The organism is Seonamhaeicola sp., assembly GCF_028281565.1.
In the GTDB taxonomy this organism is placed as follows: domain Bacteria; phylum Bacteroidota; class Bacteroidia; order Flavobacteriales; family Flavobacteriaceae; genus Seonamhaeicola.
Genome location: NZ_JANQJQ010000015.1, coordinates 83779 through 102456, shown reverse-complemented (window position 1 = coordinate 102456; position 18678 = coordinate 83779). Strand labels below are relative to the sequence as shown.

The 18678-nt window shown below is 35.8% G+C and carries 17 protein-coding genes; 9 read left to right on the top strand and 8 right to left on the bottom strand.

What is annotated here, in order from left to right; genetic code table 11:
• Nucleotides 1–131: 131 nt before the first annotated feature.
• Entirely contained in the window at nucleotides 132–3275 is a 3144-nt protein-coding gene (locus Q0983_RS07410; protein ID WP_299550801.1) for a UvrD-helicase domain-containing protein, read from the bottom strand.
• Nucleotides 3276–3398: 123 nt separating this feature from the next.
• Here Q0983_RS07410 and Q0983_RS07405 point away from each other — a divergent pair, with 123 nt between their 5' ends.
• Nucleotides 3399–4007, top strand: a complete 609-nt coding sequence (locus tag Q0983_RS07405) for a superoxide dismutase (protein ID WP_299550799.1) — start codon at nucleotides 3399–3401, stop codon at nucleotides 4005–4007.
• 506 nt (nucleotides 4008–4513) lie between these two features.
• Here Q0983_RS07405 and Q0983_RS07400 read toward each other — a convergent pair.
• From Q0983_RS07400 to Q0983_RS07385, 4 genes are all read right to left on the bottom strand, one after another.
• The gene (locus Q0983_RS07400) at nucleotides 4514–6412 is read right to left on the bottom strand and encodes an amidophosphoribosyltransferase (protein WP_299550797.1); all 1899 of its coding nucleotides are present in this window, start codon (nucleotides 6410–6412) and stop codon (nucleotides 4514–4516) included.
• Nucleotides 6413–6602: 190 nt separating this feature from the next.
• Nucleotides 6603–7529, bottom strand: coding sequence for a PfkB family carbohydrate kinase (locus Q0983_RS07395; protein ID WP_299550795.1), 927 nt, complete (start codon nucleotides 7527–7529; stop codon nucleotides 6603–6605).
• 231 nt (nucleotides 7530–7760) lie between these two features.
• Nucleotides 7761–8402, bottom strand: a complete 642-nt coding sequence (locus tag Q0983_RS07390; RefSeq protein ID WP_299550793.1) for a ribonuclease H family protein — start codon at nucleotides 8400–8402, stop codon at nucleotides 7761–7763.
• Complete coding sequence (locus tag Q0983_RS07385; RefSeq protein ID WP_299550791.1) at nucleotides 8395–8961, bottom strand: phosphoribosylglycinamide formyltransferase; 567 nt, start codon at nucleotides 8959–8961, stop codon at nucleotides 8395–8397. Before Q0983_RS07385 ends, Q0983_RS07390 begins: the two co-directional genes overlap by 8 nt.
• Nucleotides 8962–9261: 300 nt before the next feature.
• Between Q0983_RS07385 and Q0983_RS07380 the strand changes: the two genes are divergently transcribed.
• The 5 genes from Q0983_RS07380 (at nucleotide 9262) to pyk (ending at nucleotide 13648) form a co-directional block, all read left to right on the top strand.
• Nucleotides 9262–9495 (top strand): acyl carrier protein, encoded by a 234-nt coding sequence (locus Q0983_RS07380; RefSeq protein ID WP_076698750.1) that lies wholly within the window; start codon nucleotides 9262–9264, stop codon nucleotides 9493–9495.
• A 12-nt stretch (nucleotides 9496–9507) separates the two neighbouring features.
• Nucleotides 9508–10755: a beta-ketoacyl-ACP synthase II gene (fabF, locus tag Q0983_RS07375; RefSeq protein WP_299550784.1), complete on the top strand. Its 1248-nt coding sequence runs from the start codon at nucleotides 9508–9510 to the stop codon at nucleotides 10753–10755.
• A gap of 109 nt (nucleotides 10756–10864) precedes the next feature.
• Nucleotides 10865–11605: a ribonuclease III gene (rnc, locus tag Q0983_RS07370; RefSeq protein WP_299550782.1), complete on the top strand. Its 741-nt coding sequence runs from the start codon at nucleotides 10865–10867 to the stop codon at nucleotides 11603–11605.
• Nucleotides 11606–11723: 118 nt separating this feature from the next.
• Entirely contained in the window at nucleotides 11724–12206 is a 483-nt protein-coding gene (locus tag Q0983_RS07365) for an IPExxxVDY family protein (RefSeq protein ID WP_299550780.1), read from the top strand.
• Entirely contained in the window at nucleotides 12206–13648 is a 1443-nt protein-coding gene (pyk, locus tag Q0983_RS07360; protein ID WP_299550778.1) for a pyruvate kinase, read from the top strand. The genes Q0983_RS07365 and pyk overlap by 1 nt, the downstream gene beginning before the upstream one ends.
• Nucleotides 13649–13753: 105 nt before the next feature.
• Here pyk and Q0983_RS07355 read toward each other — a convergent pair whose 3' ends face one another.
• From Q0983_RS07355 to dinB, 3 genes are all read right to left on the bottom strand, one after another.
• Complete coding sequence (locus tag Q0983_RS07355; RefSeq protein WP_299550776.1) at nucleotides 13754–14242, bottom strand: nucleotidyltransferase family protein; 489 nt, start codon at nucleotides 14240–14242, stop codon at nucleotides 13754–13756.
• An 84-nt stretch (nucleotides 14243–14326) separates the two neighbouring features.
• Nucleotides 14327–15313 (bottom strand): glycosyl hydrolase, encoded by a 987-nt coding sequence (locus tag Q0983_RS07350; RefSeq protein ID WP_299550774.1) that lies wholly within the window; start codon nucleotides 15311–15313, stop codon nucleotides 14327–14329.
• Between the two features lie 147 nt (nucleotides 15314–15460).
• Nucleotides 15461–16561 (bottom strand): DNA polymerase IV, encoded by a 1101-nt coding sequence (gene dinB / locus Q0983_RS07345; protein WP_299550772.1) that lies wholly within the window; start codon nucleotides 16559–16561, stop codon nucleotides 15461–15463.
• A gap of 112 nt (nucleotides 16562–16673) precedes the next feature.
• Between dinB and Q0983_RS07340 the strand changes: the two genes are divergently transcribed.
• The 3 genes from Q0983_RS07340 to Q0983_RS07330 are packed head-to-tail and all read left to right on the top strand — an operon-like array spanning nucleotide 16674 to nucleotide 18579.
• Entirely contained in the window at nucleotides 16674–17159 is a 486-nt protein-coding gene (locus tag Q0983_RS07340; RefSeq protein ID WP_299550770.1) for a CYTH domain-containing protein, read from the top strand.
• On the top strand, nucleotides 17156–17695 hold the full coding sequence (locus Q0983_RS07335; RefSeq protein WP_299550768.1) for a YciI family protein: 540 nt from the start codon (nucleotides 17156–17158) through the stop codon (nucleotides 17693–17695). The genes Q0983_RS07340 and Q0983_RS07335 overlap by 4 nt, the downstream gene beginning before the upstream one ends.
• Nucleotides 17695–18579 (top strand): endonuclease/exonuclease/phosphatase family protein, encoded by an 885-nt coding sequence (locus tag Q0983_RS07330; protein ID WP_299550766.1) that lies wholly within the window; start codon nucleotides 17695–17697, stop codon nucleotides 18577–18579. Before Q0983_RS07335 ends, Q0983_RS07330 begins: the two co-directional genes overlap by 1 nt.
• Nucleotides 18580–18678 lie beyond the last annotated feature (99 nt).

Genomic DNA, 18678 nt, shown 5'->3' with positions numbered 1-18678 from the left:
CAAAGACAAATATATAAAAAAAACCTACAAAAGTGCCGTTCATCGATAGTTCAGACTGATTTTAGATAGTATATTTTATCTTTTCAACTATTATAGACCCTTTTAAGTAAATTAAGTCACATTTTAACATTTTAAAGTGTACCGGTAACGTGTTTAATTGAAATTTCCTGATCGATATAAATTAGTATCTTATTTTTAACAGGGATATTCATATCTTCAAGTACATCCTGGTACGATTGTAGTTGTTGTACATGGTGTTTATCTTCACTCCCGGTTTTATAGTCAATAATAGTGGCCTCGTTATCAGAGTTAATATTAACCCGGTCCGGTCTAAGTATCATACCACTTTTTGTAATGATATCTCGTTCATTATAAATGGTGTCATTAGAGTTATAATATGCTTCTAAAAGGGGATGGTTTACAATGGCTGTTACAACTTGCCTTAAATCGTTTACCTGTTCTTTGCTGATTACCGAACTATTTAAAAAAGCATCCAAAACAAAATCAACATCCTCTTTAATTTTTATTTGAGACATAATATGATGGACGAGGTTTCCTTTTTCAATGGCTTTTTGCTGGTTGGTATCCCATAAAAACCCAGATTTTGTGACTACCTTTATATTATGATCTTCTTTTGCGGTAGAAATAAACGTTTTTTGAAGGTATGTTTTGTCATTAATGGGTGATTCCTTTGATGTCTTTTCTGAGCTACCGAAGCTGTACTCTAATTGTAGATCATTCCAAACACCAATACTTTGGAGATAAGTAATAAGTAAACCGGAATACCTTTTATTGTTGACCACACCTTTTGACGATATATCTTTTTTAGAGATAATATATAGTTGCTCAACGGCTCTGGTTAATACTACGTACAACAGGTTAATATTGTCCAGTTCCAGTTCAGATTGGTGCTTATTAAAAATACGCAAGCCTTCATCTCCAAAATGTTCAAAATCCTTATTATAATTCAATAAGGTATGAGAGAAACCCTGGTATTGCTTTTCATTTAATTTGTACCATGCTTTGGGCTCAACCTCTTTATAAATGTCTAAATCGGCATAAGGAAAAATAACCACTGGAAATTCTAACCCTTTAGATTTATGAATGGTCATAATCTGAACTGCGTTTTGCCCTTTTGGGGTAACAATGCTTAAAGTCTCTTTTTTCTTTTTGAAATGCTCAAGGAAAGCAGCAACATCTGATCCTTTTTTTTGTGTAAATTCCAGGACAAAATCCAGGAAAAACTGAATGTAAGCATTTGATGTTTGTACCAAGTTAAAACTTCTAACAATAGTTTCTGCCAGATCATAAAGCGGAAGCTGTAATAAATTGCTATTTATAGTGATGTTATATTTTTCAAAACTTTTAAAAAGTTGAGGCAATGGCAAGTATAGATGTTCTGAAAAAAAGTGATGCTTGTCTTCAATATTAAATAGGGATGTTAGATAATTTAATACGGATACTTTTATTTCATTGTTTTTAGGCTGAATTAAAAGCGTTAAAATGCCGGTTATGAAATTGACTTCCGGTGAATTACTGATTAATAAGGTTTCTGAAGAGACTATCGGGATTTCATTCTGACTTAAATAATTAGCTATGGTAACCCCTTCCTTTTTCTTTCTCACTAAAACACAAATATCTTCAGGTTTAAAGCCGCTACTTAGGCAAGTATTGATCTTTTCCAAAACCGCTTTTGTAAAACATGCATTCCTGTCATCGGTTCTATCAAAATCCAGAAATGATAATGCTACATAACCCGAATCTTCTAAAAACGTGTTTTGGTGTCCGTTCTCATAAAGCTTCTGATAATCTTTGTTGGTAAAAACCTCACCGGATAAAAATTTAAAAAACCCATTATTGAACGTTACAATTTCTTTGAAGCTCCGGTAATTTGTCGGAAGGTTTTCAATTTGCTTTTCTACATAAAACGGGTTGTCATTATTAAACAAACCAATAAACTGCTCTGCTTTTCCACCACGCCACCGGTAGATAGCCTGTTTAGCATCACCTACCAACATAGCGCTTCCATTTTCGGCAGATAGCGAATTACTTATTAAGGGAATTAAGTTCTCCCACTGTTTAACAGAGGTGTCCTGAAATTCATCAATAAAATAGTGTTTGAATTTTTCACCAATACGTTCGTAAATAAATGGTGTTGGTTGTCCTTTTATTTGGTTGCTTATAATAGTATTAAATTCTGAAATAAGCATTTTGTTTTGCTCTTCTTTCAGGAGTTTTAATTCATTATTTATAGCATTTAAAACAGATAAAGGCGTGATGTTTTTATAAAAGGTCTTTAAAAATTTAAGGTGATAAACATGTGCTTTGATTGTTTTAAAAGTTATTTCAATTTCAGGCAAAATAGTATCAATAGTATCAGCTAAAACAGGATCTAAACTTTTATTATAGATACCTTTTCTTTCGGTAATATTATTTTCAAGCTTATTATCGTAAAGCCTTTCTAAATTTAGTTGAGAAGCCTTTTTAAAATGATTTGGTAAGATGCCTCTGGTAAAATCTTTAGGTTCCAGCCCGGCTTCATTAATTAGAGTAAGCACACTTTTTGAGTGCTTAACAATACTATTTTCAGCAGATAGAATCTCTTTCTTTAATTGTGTCTTTAAGGCTTTAAAATCGTTAAAAGTTTTGTGCCTTAAAGTTTCAATAAACGGCATGTCATTTTCATTCACCAGCAATTTAGAGATCTTATTAAAGTCTAAAGCCACATCCCAACTTTTATCGTCATCAGCTTTTTCAATGGCAAATTCAACTAGAATACTGGTGAGTGCGTCATCAGTTCCGGCTTTGGCAATAAGGCTATCAACCGCTTCACTTAAAAGGGCATCCTGGTCCAGTTCAACTTCAAAATTTAAAGGTAGTTTTAAGTCGTAGGCAAAAGTTCTGATTAGCTTATGAGTAAATCCGTCAATAGTAGAAACATCAAAGGCCGCATAATTGAACAGAATGGTACTAAGTATGTTTTTGGACTTATTGTGAACTACATTTGGAGCTATCTGTAATTCTTTACAAATAGCATGGAACATGCTATTAGGATTACTTAAAATAGAGACATCAGAAAACTGCTTAAGCATATCAATAATGCGTACTTTCATTTCGGCCACGGCCTTATTTGTAAATGTAATGGCAAGGATATGCTTAAAGGCCTCCGGGTTTCCGGACTTGAATAAAACCTTTAAATATTCTTTTACCAATGCAAAGGTTTTTCCACTACCAGCGGAAGCATTATAGATGGTAAAAGCACTGTTTTTATTCATGAATGATAATTTGCAACAAGATAAAAACTATCAATGGTTTCATAACAATTTATTATTTTTAATTGAAGCCTTTTATATGTAAATTTGAAATGAAATTAATTAATAATAATAAAACAAGAAATTATGGCTTTTGAATTACCAGATTTAGGGTATGCATACGATGCTTTAGAACCACATATTGATGCTCGTACTATGGAGATACATCATTCTAAACATCATCAGGGATATACAAACAATTTTAATAATGCTATTGCAGGAACCGATTTAGAAGGGCAGTCTGTAGAAGAGATCCTTACTAATTTAGATATGAATAATGGTGCAGTTAGAAATAATGGCGGTGGATTTTATAATCACTCATTATTCTGGACAGTCATGAACCCTGAGGACAGAGGTTATTTATCAGGTGAATTAAAAGATGCTATTGAGGCAACTTATGGATCTAAAGACGAATTTATTGCGGCTTTCAGTAAAGCGGCGGCAACACGTTTTGGATCTGGTTGGGCCTGGTTATGTGCGCACAAAGGCGGTAAGATTGAAATTTGCTCTACCGCTAATCAGGATAATCCGTTAATGCCGGGAATTGGTTGTGGCGGAACTCCAATTTTAGGATTAGATGTTTGGGAGCATGCTTACTATTTAAACTATCAAAACAGACGTCCGGATTATATCAATGCATTCTTTAATGTGATTAACTGGAATGAAGTTGAAAGGCGCTACGCGGAAGCAAAGTAATCAAATTTAATTTTAAGTGTTATAAAATCGTCTGGAGCATTTTCCAGGCGATTTTTTTATGGAGTTACCCCGGGTTCAAAAAAAGAACAAATGAAAAAGGTGAGCTAGAACGCTCACCTTTTTGCCCCAAATCTACCATAAACTTAACCTACTTATGTTATGGTTCTTCAAATGTATAGGTGTACCGGAGATTGAGAAAATATTTTGGTTGAACTACTAATAAATTGGCTTAACAGGGATAAGGCTTAAAAAAGGGGATGAAGTGAAAACAGGTCTTCTTTTGAATGAATATCAGGTTATTTCAGAAACTAAATTGCATAAAAAAAGGCGAACGAGAGTTCACCTTTTTTTGCCCCAAATCTACCATGAACTTAACCTACTTATGTTATGGTGAGACCAATTTATATGTATTTTAGATAATAGGATTATTTATTAGATAAAGCGCACATTTATCAGACAAAATGCATTTTTTATAGTTTAACCGTAAATGGTTGCGAAATTGCCATTTAATAAGCACGTTCTTTATTGCCTTCATAAAAATTAATAAATGCCCGGTTCACAACTCTATTCCCTCCAACCGTTGGGTAGTTCCCTGTAAAGTACCAGTCTCCCAGGTTTTTAGGGCAAGCTTTGTGTAAATTCTCAACAGGTTGAAAGATTATTTTAACCTCAGCTTCAATACTTTCGTCGCTTAATAGTTCCGCTATCTTATCTGATATTTGTTCATCTGTAAACGGATTATAAATCTCTTTCACAAAGTTTTGTACATCTTTATCATCAAGGTCTTCCTGAGCTTTACATTTATTATAAACGTCTTCAATAGTATTGTAAGTATTGCGGTCTTTATGTAATGCCAGGGCAGCTCTAAATGCTACCAAACTTTCCAGGTTAGCCATATCAATGCCATAGCAATCCGGATAACGGATCTGAGGGGCGGAAGAGACCACAATAATCTTTTTGGGGTTCAACCTGTCAAGCATTTTCAGAATGCTCTTTTTTAAAGTGGTTCCTCTTACAATACTATCGTCAATAATCACCAGGTTGTCGTTTGGTTTTACTACGCCATAGGTAATGTCGTAAACATGAGCCACCAAGTCGTCTCTACTACTGTCTTCAGTAATGAAGGTTCTAAGCTTTACATCTTTAATAGCTATTTTTTCAACCCGAATTCTTTCCGATAGTATATTGGTGACTTCTTCAGCTGAAATATTGCGTTGCCCGCTCAAAATGGTTTTGGTTTTCGATTTATTGAGTTCATTTTCGGCGGTTTCTACCATACCATAAAATGAGGTTTCGGCCGTATTGGGAATGTATGAGAAAACGGTATTTCTCGTATCGTTGTCTATAGCCTCAAATACTTTTGGCATTAATAACTTACCAAGCATTTTTCGTTCCTGATAAATCTCGGCATCACTTCCCCTGGAAAAATAAATACGCTCAAAGGAACATGCTTTTCTTTCTAAGGGTTCTAAAATTTCCTTAATCCTAACCTCACCGGAATTTTTGGTGATAATAGCGTTCCCCGGAGGCAATTCGTGTACCGCCTCAAAAGGGACATTAAAAACTGTTTGAATGACAGGTCTTTCTGAAGCAACAACAACTACTTCGTCGTCTTTATAATAATATGCGGGACGAATACCGGCAGGGTCCCTTAAAACAAAAGAATCTCCATGACCAATAAGTCCTGCCATGGCGTAACCACCATCCCAGTTTTTGGCCGCACGTTTCAAAAGCTTAGAAAGTTTTAAGCGTTCAGCAATTAAAGGTGATGCCTCCCGTTTGTTATAACCTTCTCGTTTTAAGTCTTTGTATATTTTACTAACGGCATCATCTAAAAAGTGACCGATCTTTTCCATTACTGTAATGGTATCCGTATACTCTTTAGGGTGCTGTCCCAATTCAATGAGGTTACTAAATAATTCCTTAACATTGGTCATATTAAAGTTACCGGCCATGATTAGGTTACGGTGCATCCAGTTATTCTGTCTTAAAAACGGGTGTACACTTTCTACACTGTTTTTACCAAAAGTACCATAACGTACATGTCCCAAAAGGACTTCACCTATATAAGGGATATTCTTTTTTTGAGCGGCCACATCATCCAGATATTCAGGGTGTGCTTTAAACTCATTATTAATACGGTCATTAATTTGACCAAAAATATCTTGTATGGGTTGTTGGGCTATGGAGCGAATTCTACTTATATAACGTTCTCCGGGTTTGGTGTTTAATTTAATACTGGCAAAACCGGCACCATCCTGTCCACGGTTGTGCTGTTTTTCCATCATGAGGTACATTTTATTTACACCGTAAAATGCACTTCCATACTTTTCTTTGTAATATTCCAGCGGTTTTAAAAGTCTTATAACAGCTATACCACATTCGTGTTTTAAGATATCACTCATATTTAATTTTTTTTCGCCTCTAACAGTCTTTAGTTAGACGTACGGAAATAATAAAAATAGTTTATCTAGATTTCTAGACTTTATTTGATTCCCGCCTTCACGGGAATGATAATTTTAATGGAAACCTCGATGCAAGCATGCGAGGAATTCTTTTTAATTAAAAACGCGCTCTATTTTTGAGCGCGCTAAGTTAGGTTAATTCTATTTCAAACTGCGTTAATTGCTTAAACTGCAGTAGTCGTTTATGTACTTCGTCATTTGATAAATTCAGCATACGCTCCGTTCCAAATTTTTCAACGCAAAACGATGCTAATGTAGAACCGTAAATAATAGCGTTCTTCATATTTTCAAATGAGGTGTCATTTGTTTTTGCCAGGTACCCCGCAAAACCTCCGGCAAACGTATCGCCGGCACCGGTTGGGTCAAACACTTCTTCTAATGGTAACGCAGGGGCATAGAATACATTGTCATCATGGAACAATAAAGCACCGTGTTCTCCTTTTTTGATCACCACATATTTTGGCCCCATGGCATAAATTTTTCTGGCAGCAACCACCAAAGAATATTCTCCGGTAAGCTGTCTTGCTTCTTCATCATTTATGGTGATGACATCAACGCGTTTTATAACATTGTGCAAATCTTCCAGGGCAGAATCCATCCAAAAATTCATAGTATCTAAAATAACCAAATCCGGTTTCCTGGTCATTTGATCCAAAACACTCATTTGGGTTTGCGGGTGTAAATTCCCTAACATAACCACACTGGCATCACGATAGTTTGCAGGAACTACAGGATTGAATTCTGCAAGGGTATTAAGTTCTGTGACCAGAGTATCTCTGGAATTCATATCGTTATGATATCGACCGCTCCAGAAAAATGTTTTGCCTTCTTTTACAATTTCTACACCGGTAAGGTCAATATTTCTGTTGGATAATAAATCTAAATAATCCTGGGGAAAATCACCTCCCACAATTGATACGGCTGCAGCATCTACGCTAAAATGAGAAGCGGCTAACCCTATAAAAGTTGCGGCACCACCAAGTATTTTATCGGTTTTTCCGAATGGCGTTTCAATAGCATCAAACGCTATGGTGCCAACTATAACTAATTTACCCATAAAAGGACTGACAATTTTGTGCAAAAGTACATTAATTTTTCCAATAAAAAATTTCTTGAAACGAACTATTTCTGAGGAAGAGCATAGGGGTATTTCACGCTTTCATTTTGCTCTTTTTTAATAAGGTTGTGACTTTTTAAAAAATGAGGTGTCTAAAAAGTGCTATTAATCGATTTGATTGAGATTGGGGGATATAAATTATTTATGTTCCCTGATTTTTTTAAGGCACTTTTATTTTCTCCCAAAATCAGCAGGAATTTCTCCCCAGGCTTTAGTTTCCCATTTGACAATAACTGTATCGTAAGTGTTAGACTTTAACCAGTTCACGGCTCTGTCGACCAATTCAAAAAGCGGCTTGTTTTTTTCGGTGCGTTCCAGTTTGGTGTTACAGTTTTTCTTTCTGACCCAACTCATAGCGGTTCTGGAATCGGTATATATAATATGATTGCTATTGTGCTTTTTTAAAAAAGCCAATCCGTGTACTATTGCTAAAAACTCGCCTATATTATTAGTGCCTTCTTCAAAAGGGCCCTGAATGAAAAGTTGTTTTTTTGTTTTGGTATCCACGCCACGGTATTCCATTTTCCCCGGGTTGCCACTAGAGGCAGCATCAACCGAGATAGAGTTGTAGTTAGGTTGCCCAATTTTTTTAAGCTGTGCTTCGGAAAGTTCGCTTTTGAATTTTGCCGATTTTCCAATGTAGTCTTTATAGTTTCCTTTCAATGCTTTTTTGGCAGCTTCAAATGTTGAAAAGGATTTGTACCGGGCTCCCTGAAAATCTTTTATCTGGGCTTTGCAGTCATCCCAGGATTCAAAAACCCCTGTTTTATGACCTTTCCAAACGGCGTAATATTTTTGCTTCTTTTTACTCATTCAAAAGTTTCTCAACCACCTTTGGAAAATGCTCCATTTCCAGTGCATGAATCTTAGCGGCCACATCTTCGGCAGTATCAGTAGGGAATACTTCGCATTTTGCTTGAAAAATGGTAGCGCCTTCATCATAGTTTTCATTAACATAATGAATGGTAATACCGGTTTCAGTTTCCTTGTTTTCAACCACAGCATTATGTACATGCATACCATACATGCCTTTACCTCCAAATTTTGGTAATAAAGCAGGGTGTATATTAATCACTTTGTTAGGAAATACGTTTAAAATAGTCTCCGGGAACTTCCATAAAAATCCGGCTAATATAATAAGGTCCGGGTTTGAGACTTTTAAAATGTTCAATACATCATTAGTCTTTGTGAAAGCCACTCTGTTGAACGATAAGGCACTCACTTTGAGTCTTTTGGCACGGTCCAGAACTTTGGCATGGGGATTGTTTGTAAGTATCTGAATAACAGATACATTATCGCTGTTTTGAAAAAACTTAATTAAATTTTCAGCATTAGATCCGCTTCCGGATGCAAAAATTACCACACGTTTCATCTGATGGTTTATATTTTAAATTACAGTCATACTTCGGCTTAGCTCAGCACAGGTATGTAATTCGCTATCAAAATTTAAAGAATGCCTTGTAAAGTTCGTCAAGCTCATTTCATATGACCGATAGTAATGTTAAGATTGTTCGAACAAAAAAAAGAATAATTATTAACAATTAGGAGGTAAAATTAAAATACTTAAAAGTTATTTTAGTAAATTACAAACACATTTTTATAGTAAAGATGTGTTTTAAAAATAAAGTTTTTTATTTTTGCCAACTGAATTAAAACTTAAAATTAAAAGATTATGTCAGACATTGCATCAAGAGTAAAAGCGATTATCGTAGACAAATTAGGAGTTGATGAGAACGAAGTTGTTGCAGAAGCTAGCTTCACTAACGATTTAGGAGCAGACTCATTAGACACTGTAGAACTAATTATGGAATTCGAAAAAGAATTCGACATTCAAATACCAGATGATCAAGCTGAAAATATAGCAACAGTTGGTCAAGCTATTTCTTACATAGAAGCTGCAAAATAAGCACATTACTTTATGGAATTAAAGCGAGTTGTAGTCACAGGTTTAGGGGCTTTAACACCAATAGGCAATACCAAAGATGAATATTGGGATGGTCTGGCTAATGGTAAAAGCGGTGCTGCGCCTATAACGTATTATGATACCGAAAAGTTTAAAACCAAGTTTGCTTGCGAGGTAAAAAACTTTAATGCAACCGATTTTCTTGACAGAAAAGAAGCTCGTAAAATGGATAAGTTTGCGCAATATGCTATGGTAGCTTCAGATGAAGCTATTGCAGATGCCAAATTAAACCTGGACGAGGTTAACAAGTTGCGCGTGGGTGTTATATGGGGAGCAGGTATTGGTGGCTTAGAAACCTTTCAGCAAGAAGTATTAAACTTTGCTGCAGGAGATGGGTCTCCAAGGTTCAACCCTTTCTTTATTCCAAAAATGATTGCTGATATTGCACCAGCAAACATCTCCATAAAGCATGGTTTTATGGGGCCGAATTACACAACGGTTTCTGCTTGTGCTTCTTCTGCCAATGCTTTATTTGATGCCCTGAACTCTATACGTTTAGGGTACACAGATGTAGTTGTTACAGGAGGAAGTGAAGCGGCAGTTACCATAGCCGGTATGGGTGGTTTTAATGCCATGCATGCACTATCAACCAGAAATGAAAGTCCAGAAACAGCTTCAAGACCCTTTGATGCAACCAGAGATGGTTTTGTTTTAGGCGAAGGAGCAGGTGCTTTAATTTTAGAAGAGTATGAGCATGCCAAAGCAAGAGGCGCTAAAATTTATGCGGAAGTTGCAGGTGGAGGTTTATCTTCAGATGCCTATCACATGACGGCACCTCACCCGGAAGGACTTGGTGTAGTTGAGGTAATGAAAAATTGTTTAGAAAATGCAGGACTTAACCCGGAAGATGTAGACCATATTAATACACATGGTACCTCTACGCCTTTAGGTGATGTGGCAGAACTTAAAGCCATATCAAAAGTATTTGGAAGTCATGCAAAAAACATAAATATTAATTCTACAAAATCAATGACAGGGCACCTGTTAGGTGCAGCCGGGGCTATTGAAGCCATAGCGAGTATTTTAGCTATAGAGCATGGTGTAGTGCCTCCAACAATAAATCACACTACGGTTGATGAAAATATTGATCCGGAATTAAATTTAACTTTAAACAAGGCTCAAAAACGCGACGTAAATGTAGCAATGAGTAATACATTTGGATTTGGCGGACATAACGCTTGTGTATTATTCAGGAAAATATAGATAGACAGAATCCCGAATGAAATAAACCATAACGATAAATTAAATTTTACATATTGATATGAACCATGGTTTATTACATCTGACATTAAAATAGAGTATTAATTATCAGATGAAAAACATTCGTAACATATTAAATTCCCGTTTTAAACGCAACGGGAATTTTTTTATGCAAATAACCAAGATTCTTGGGTTCAAACCCAAACGTATTGAGTATTTTAAAACAGCATTCACCCATCGCTCCATGAACATAAAAGATAGTGGGGGTAACGCTATCAATTATGAGCGGTTAGAGTTTTTAGGGGATGCCATGTTAAGTGCCGTTATTGCCTCGCACTTGTATCAGGAGGTGCCAAGCGGCGATGAAGGTTACTTGACAAAGATGCGCTCTAAGGTTGTAAGTAGAGAGCATTTAAATGAATTAGGTAAAGAGTTAAACCTAATTAATTTAGTACAAAGCAAAATTCCTGCAGGACAATTTGGAGATAATATTCACGGTAATTTATTTGAAGCACTTGTGGGTGCTATCTTTTTAGATCGAGGCTATAAATACTGTGAAAAGTTTATATTCAAACGTGTTATAATTCCGTATGTGGATATTGAAAAGCTTGAGGGCAAAGTCATAAGCTATAAAAGCTTACTTATAGAGTGGTGCCAGAAAGAAAAGAAAACATTTGGGTATAATGTTTATGAAGATACGGGAAATGATGATGTGAGACACTTTTCCGTAAAGCTTTCCATTGATGAAAAAATAGTGGCCAAAGCCAGGGCAACTTCAAAGAAAAAGGCCGAAGAAAAAGCTTCAAAACGTGCTTTTTTTGCATTTCAGAACAAAATTTCAAAAATGATATAACATTTTATTTACAAAAGAAGTCAACTATAACGTTTTAGTTAGCTTTATTTTTAAGATTAGGTAAAACCCTTTACAATTCAGCATATTAAATACTATATTTACGCCGAAAAATTAGGGTATGGCTGTTCATAAACTTGTTTTAGATGCTATTGATGAAGACCTATTTACTTTAATTGCAATACATTGCACCCTTGAAGATTATAGGTTAGCATATCTGTTAAATAAGTTTTTAGGTATTACGCTTACCAGGAAAGCATCTGATCTGGATTTCCAAAATGGAGCATTAACCTATTCCATTTATGAATGGGAAGATTGCAAACAGCAAACCATTTGGAGTTTAGTATCCAATGTTTGTAAAACGGAAGATTATAGACAAGGTAATGATGATTCGTTGTTTAACGTACAGGAAAAAATAACCCGAACCAATCATTTAATACCGGAATATAAAAGCGTTAATTATTTTTTGAAGATAGATAACGAATTCAATTTTAGTAAAGAAAAGTATATTTTAAACAGTATATTAAAAATCCCGCAAGTGGCCACAGCCTATAGTATTGAACCTAATCAACTAAAATCTAAGGACCATTTAATTTTTAGCTAATGTCAATAAGAAAGAAAACCAAAATAGTAGCCACATTAGGACCGGCAACAAGCAGTAAAGAAGTTTTGAAAGGGATGCTTGAAGAAGGTGCTAATGTTTTCAGAATAAATTTTTCCCATGCCGATTATGATGATGTGACCGAACGTATAAAAATGATTCGCGAACTTAATGAAGAATATGGGTTTACTGCCGCCATTTTAGCAGATTTACAAGGACCAAAGCTTCGTGTTGGTGTGATGAAAGAAGAGGTAGTGGTTAATCCGGGTGATGAAATAATCTTTGCAACCGGTGAACGCTTTGAAGGCACCAAAGAGCGTGTTTACATGACCTATGATAGGTTTCCGCAAGATGCAAAACCAGGAGAAAGCATTCTTTTAGACGACGGGAAATTAATTTTTGAAGTGGTTTCAACGGACCAAAAATCTGAAGTAAAAGCCAAAGTCATTCAGGGTGGCCCACTTAAATCTAAGAAAGGAGTAAACCTGCCAAATACCAATATATCGCAACCGGCATTAACAGAGAAAGATATCAATGATGCTATTTTCGCAATTGGTCAGGGTGTAGACTGGATAGCCTTATCGTTTGTGCGTCATTCAGAAGATTTAATGCAGTTGCGTGATCTAATCAATGAACACAGTGATTATAAAATCCCCATTGTAGCGAAAATTGAAAAGCCGGAAGCTATTGAGAATATCGATAAAATAGTGACACACTGTGACGGTATCATGGTAGCTCGTGGTGATCTGGGTGTTGAAATTCCGGCTGCCGACGTTCCTTTAATTCAAAAGCAATTGGTATTACGCGCTAAGAAAGCCAGAATTCCGGTAATCATTGCTACGCAAATGATGGAAACAATGATTTCCAGCTTAACACCTACCAGGGCAGAGGTTAACGATGTGGCTAACTCCGTAATGGATGGTGCCGATGCCGTAATGCTTTCGGGAGAAACATCGGTAGGTAATTATCCGGTGCAGGTCATCAGGCAAATGGCTAACATTCTTAAAAGTGTTGAGGATTCTCCGTTAATAAAAGTGCCGCAATTGCCACCACATATACGTACCAATCGTTATATTACCAAATCTATTTGTTATCATGCCGCCAATATGGCCAATGAAATTGATGCTAAAGCTATTTCAACCTTAACAAATAGTGGTTATACCGCATTTCAAATTTCGGCATGGAGGCCATCGTGTCACATTCTTGTTTTTACTTCTAATAAGCGTATTTTAACGCGCCTTAGTTTGCTTTGGGGTGTTCGTGCTTTTTATTACGACAGGTTTGTCAGCACCGATGAAACCATTGAAGACGTAAACAAAATAGCCTGCCAAAAAGGCTATGTAGATGCCGGTGATATGTTGGTGAGTTTAGCAGCCATGCCAATACAAGATAAAGGTATGGTGAATACCTTACGCGTTACAGAGATCAAATCCTGTAGTTTCTAGAAAATATTTATAGTGTTACTGTGGTGTCTTTGAGAACTTCAGACACCACAATGAACTGCACTTTCCTATACCTGTTTGCTTGCGGACAGGTCTTTTTTGTTTTTATCAAATCTTGACTGACAAAAGCGGCCATTTTTGAAGCCAGTTTTTCTTTTGTATTCGCGATTGAAAAATAGCTTGTTCTCTTTTAGTATTCCAGGTGATGTGTAGATCAAATATGGATTCCAATTCAAATGGAGAGCATACTTCTATGGTTCCCGATGTATTTAATCTTGCAATAATGGCTGTTTCTTTTTCGGGCCAGTAACTAATGGCATCCATGGTACTTTTATATTCCGGGTCGCCATTTGGTTCAGACATATAGAATTGATTTTTAATTTCAAAGGTGTTTTTGGGAAAGCGGGTCTCAAGGTCTTCTTTGATTTTAGATTCTATAAACGGATTTTTATTTCGATCGAAATATACGATATCAATATCGTTTAAACCAGATCTTTGGAAACTGTGAAGTTCATCCCAAATGAGGTTGCGTATAAAACCTGCACCAACCCAACAATCATTCAGGTTAAGGGTAGAAATTGCTTTAAGAACCTCCATACGAAAGGAGTCTTGTTGAATATATTGAACTATCCTTTCCATAGTTAAACGAAGTTAGTTGAAAATTTTTATAAAGTTAAGTATCTATTCTTTGTACCCCAACAACTTAAATAGTTGAGGAGACTGCTTTAAGTATTGCTCTTTATCGGTTTCCATAAACCAAGCTTCTGATATTTTTTTATTATTCTGGAGTCGGGCATCTTTCCATTCATGAATCCCGGGAATATTAAGGTTTTGCCAATTTTCATTTATAAAACTAACCGCTTTAATATTCTTGTTATAGATAAAGCTGAAGTAATTAACAAACCAGTCATCCCAAGCTTTAGTAGTGTCTTTATCAATGCCATAAATAGGATTAGATTCAGCAATCATCACCGGTTTTTTATGTTGCCTGGCAAATGCTAAAACGGTGTCACAATGAGGCCCAAAATCCGCATTGTAGGCATGCCCAAAAACAGAGATGCCCACCCAATCCACATAAGCATCGCCCGGATACCAATCAGACAGCTTATAATCTTTATAGGGTCTGGAGGCGTAAGAATGCCATATAAAAGCAATATTATTAGCGCCTTCTTTTCGCAATATATCTACAATACGTTTGTATATTCTTTTATATTTTGCAGGCTCTAAGGCGTTATGCGGTCCGTCAAATTCGTAACCAATTCTGAGATAGATCGGTCTGTTAACAGACTTCGCCCAGGCGGCATATTTTTTAATGCCCTTGTCATAAAAACCCAAACTGGCATTTTCGGGAATTCTTAATTTACCAACCATCCACAGCGCACTTTGAATGGCCGTATTAGGAAATTTATTAACTAACATCTGATGGTTTTGAGAGCTACCAGTGTCATTTCTATGTCTCTCAGTAACACCTTTAAATTCTGTTATTGCCCAATAAGCAGACCAACCACCAGGCGTTTTTTTGTTAGAAAAATGATTCTGATATTCCGTAATACTTTCAACAGTTTGTCCCATGATAAGCAGTGTTTTTCCATTTGGAGGAACAAATTTTGTCTGGTCATATTCATAAACAAATTCAGGATCTACATCAGTATTAATTTTTGAAATCATTTCTTTTGTGGATATCTCAGAGTCTTTAATTATTTCTTCTTGAGAAAAAGTTAATGGAGATAAAAGAAGTATTAGAGTAATAGTTAAAAAAGAAATCTTGAAGGATACAGTTACTTTATTTTTCATATTCCTAAATATAATAAATTATTAAAACTCAAACTTTAACTGTACACTTACGCTTTTTTCCTTCGGTGCTTTCTTCTCGGTTTCGGTATTCAGGTTAGATAATGAGATACCTAATAACCTGACCGAGTTATTTAATTTTTCCTGGTATAACAGATCTTTTGCAGTATCAAGAATCACACTTTTATCACTAATATAGTACTGCAATGTTTTACTGCGGGTTTGCAGTGTAAAATCACTGTATTTAATTTTTAAGGTCACTGTTTTCCCGGCAACCTGGCTTTTGTTTAATCGTTTGGAAACCTCCTCGGCAATATGCTCCAATTTTTCAAGCATAAACACTTCACTGGACAGGTTTTCACTAAAGGTACGTTCTGCCGCTAACGATTTTCTGGTCCGATGTGGTTTTACTTCATTGGTGTGAATGCCTCTAACAATGTGGTAATAATATCTGCCTGACTTACCAAAATTAGCATCCAGATATTCCAGTGATTTCTGTTTTAAATCCTTTCCGGTAAAAATGCCTTTTTGATACATTTTTTCGGCAGTTACCTTACCAACACCGTAAAACTTTCTAATGTCCAGTGCTTCTAAAAACTCCAGTACTTCTTCGGGGTTTACGGTCTTTTGCCCATTAGGTTTATTGAAATCGCTTGCTACTTTAGCAATAAATTTATTAATTGAAATACCGGCCGATGCCGTTAATCCAACCTCATTAAAAATACGTGCTCTTATTTCCTTGGCAACTAAGGTAGCGCTTGGGTTTCCTTTTTTATTTTGAGTAACATCCAAATAAGCTTCGTCTAAAGACAGTGGTTCTACCAAATCGGTATAATCATAAAAAATGCGCCTTACTTTTTTAGAGATTTCGGAGTAACGTTCAAAATTAGGCCTCACAAAAATAATATCCGGACATAATTTAGCTGCCAGATTTCCGGCCATGGCACTTTTAACACCAAAGGTTCTGGCTTCATAGCTGGCGGCACTTACCACACCACGCTTACCGCCACCACCAACAGCAATAGGTTTTCCCTTTAACTCGGGGTTATCCATTTGCTCTACAGAGGCGTAAAAGGCATCCATATCCACATGAATAATTTTTCGTATTGGTAAATCAACAGACATAAAAACAAAATTATATTAATTTTGAATAACAAAAATTCAAACTCTAAATACCAAAACATAATTTAGCCATTTTTGGAATTTGGAATTTTATTAATTGAAAATTGCCATACTTATGGTAGAAATAGAACGCAAATTTTTGGTGACCTCCAATGCTTATAAAGATGAAGCCAGTAGAAAAATACGAATAACCCAGGGGTTTTTAAACACGCATAAAGAACGGACCGTTAGAGTTAGGCTTAAGGGCGAAACAGGATTTTTAACAATAAAAGGGATATCATCCGAAGATGGTTTAAAGCGCTTTGAATGGGAAACCGAAATAATCGATGAAGATGCTAAAAGTTTGTTAAATCTTTGTGAATCAGGGGTAATTGATAAAATTCGCTATGAGGTGCCCGTAAAAAATCATATTTTTGAGATAGATGAATTTCTTGGAGATAATGAAGGATTGGTGATTGCAGAGGTTGAATTGAGTTCGGAAAATGAGGCTTATGAGAAACCAGGTTGGCTGGGAAAAGAAGTCACAGGAAATATAAAATATTATAACTCTCAATTAAGTAAAAATCCGTTTTGCAATTGGGAAAATAAAGAGATAATATGAAAAAAATACTATTTACAATTTTGGTTTTGCTGATCATTGTATCATGTAAAGAAGAGTCAAAAGCCAATTTACCGGATATTAAAGAAATGGTATCTGAGGAAGCAACAGATTCAACTCAAGTTGAGGTTATTAAAGAACCTGTTAAAAAGACTATTAAACAATTAAAGGAAGAATTAACAGCGAAAGGTTTCCAGATTTTCGATTATGTTGATGAAAAGACCAAAGACACGGTTTTAATGCAACAGTATTTCATTGCTTTTTTAAAACGCGGACCTATCAGAACTCAAAACGAAGAGGAAGCAGCGTTAATTCAAAAAGAGCATTTAGAGCATTTAGGTAAAATGTACGAGTTAGGGTATGCTGATATTTCCGGGCCTTTTGGAGATGATGGTGACATTCGCGGCATTACTATTTACAATGTACCCACCCTAAAAATGGCCGATAGTTTAGCTAAAGCTGATCCTGCGGTAAAAGCTGGTAGATTAGAGATTGAAGTCCACCCCTGGTGGGCAGCAAAAGGGTTCCCGTTGCGCTGATGTTTAAAATCTTACGCCCCATTTTTCATATTATCAATGCCGTGGCTATTCTGGCACTAATAGCCATTCACTTTATAATAAAAGAAAGTACGTATCAAACGTCCCTGTATTATTATACCTTTCCGCTTCCCGCCATCATTATTATTGTTTTGGTACTTTCAATTTTTCTCAGTAAAAGTTTTAGAAAGTACAATTTGTTCATTGCAGGCATTTTTTTGATAATATGGTTAAGCCGGAGTTTTAAAATTCACTTTCCTGATGCTATTGATGAAACTGACGTGGAAGTTGTATTTTGGAATGCAACACATTATCGGGAGTTTGAAGACGTATTTGAAGAAGACGGAAGCATACCGGATGTGGTGGTTTTGGTTGAATATCATGGTGATTATTTAGAAGAAGCCAGGACTAATTATTCCAAGTATCATTTTTATGAAAGTTCTGCTGAAGAAATGGGTATTTTTTCAAAAGAACCGATACAGGTAATACAGGTGATGCCCTCAAAATATGGATCAACGGTCATTAATTTCAAAACACATGACTTAAACTTTTATGCGGTTGATGTGTCAGCCAGTATTGATGTGCCCAGAAGCTGGGAACTGGAATTTGTTGATGAAACGATTACCCAAACAAAAAACACAGTGGTGCTGGGTGATTTTAATGTGCCTTATGAATCGAAATTTTTAGATCCGATAAAAGAAAACTTTAATCATGCTTTTACTGAAAAAGGCAACGGATTTAGAGAAACCTGGTTTTGGAATATTCCCTTCCTTTCCCTTGATCATATATGGGCCTCTAAGGATTTAGAGATTCTAAGAGCCAAAAAAATCGGTACGTGGAAATCAGATCATGCTATCGTTAGCACTATAATTAGAGCTAAATTATAGTTTGTTTATAACAAAATTTTGCTTTTAGATACCTTCTCATAGTATTTTGTATACTTTAATGTATACAAATAGATTACTTGGTTTGTATTCTTTTCTAAT

Excerpts from the sequence above, each read along its gene's own strand:
- Q0983_RS07410 (WP_299550801.1), bottom strand. The coding sequence starts at position 3,275 with ATGAATAAAAACAGTGCTTTTACCATCTATAATGCTTCCGCTGGTAGT.
- Q0983_RS07405 (WP_299550799.1), top strand. The coding sequence starts at position 3,399 with ATGGCTTTTGAATTACCAGATTTAGGGTATGCATACGATGCTTTAGAA.
- Q0983_RS07400 (WP_299550797.1), bottom strand. The coding sequence starts at position 6,412 with ATGAGTGATATCTTAAAACACGAATGTGGTATAGCTGTTATAAGACTT.
- Q0983_RS07395 (WP_299550795.1), bottom strand. The coding sequence starts at position 7,529 with ATGGGTAAATTAGTTATAGTTGGCACCATAGCGTTTGATGCTATTGAA.
- Q0983_RS07390 (WP_299550793.1), bottom strand. The coding sequence starts at position 8,402 with ATGAGTAAAAAGAAGCAAAAATATTACGCCGTTTGGAAAGGTCATAAA.
- Q0983_RS07385 (WP_299550791.1), bottom strand. The coding sequence starts at position 8,961 with ATGAAACGTGTGGTAATTTTTGCATCCGGAAGCGGATCTAATGCTGAA.
- Q0983_RS07380 (WP_076698750.1), top strand. The coding sequence starts at position 9,262 with ATGTCAGACATTGCATCAAGAGTAAAAGCGATTATCGTAGACAAATTA.
- fabF (WP_299550784.1), top strand. The coding sequence starts at position 9,508 with ATGGAATTAAAGCGAGTTGTAGTCACAGGTTTAGGGGCTTTAACACCA.
- rnc (WP_299550782.1), top strand. The coding sequence starts at position 10,865 with ATGAAAAACATTCGTAACATATTAAATTCCCGTTTTAAACGCAACGGG.
- Q0983_RS07365 (WP_299550780.1), top strand. The coding sequence starts at position 11,724 with ATGGCTGTTCATAAACTTGTTTTAGATGCTATTGATGAAGACCTATTT.
- pyk (WP_299550778.1), top strand. The coding sequence starts at position 12,206 with ATGTCAATAAGAAAGAAAACCAAAATAGTAGCCACATTAGGACCGGCA.
- Q0983_RS07355 (WP_299550776.1), bottom strand. The coding sequence starts at position 14,242 with ATGGAGGTTCTTAAAGCAATTTCTACCCTTAACCTGAATGATTGTTGG.
- Q0983_RS07350 (WP_299550774.1), bottom strand. The coding sequence starts at position 15,313 with ATGATTTCAAAAATTAATACTGATGTAGATCCTGAATTTGTTTATGAA.
- dinB (WP_299550772.1), bottom strand. The coding sequence starts at position 16,561 with ATGTCTGTTGATTTACCAATACGAAAAATTATTCATGTGGATATGGAT.
- Q0983_RS07340 (WP_299550770.1), top strand. The coding sequence starts at position 16,674 with ATGGTAGAAATAGAACGCAAATTTTTGGTGACCTCCAATGCTTATAAA.
- Q0983_RS07335 (WP_299550768.1), top strand. The coding sequence starts at position 17,156 with ATGAAAAAAATACTATTTACAATTTTGGTTTTGCTGATCATTGTATCA.
- Q0983_RS07330 (WP_299550766.1), top strand. The coding sequence starts at position 17,695 with ATGTTTAAAATCTTACGCCCCATTTTTCATATTATCAATGCCGTGGCT.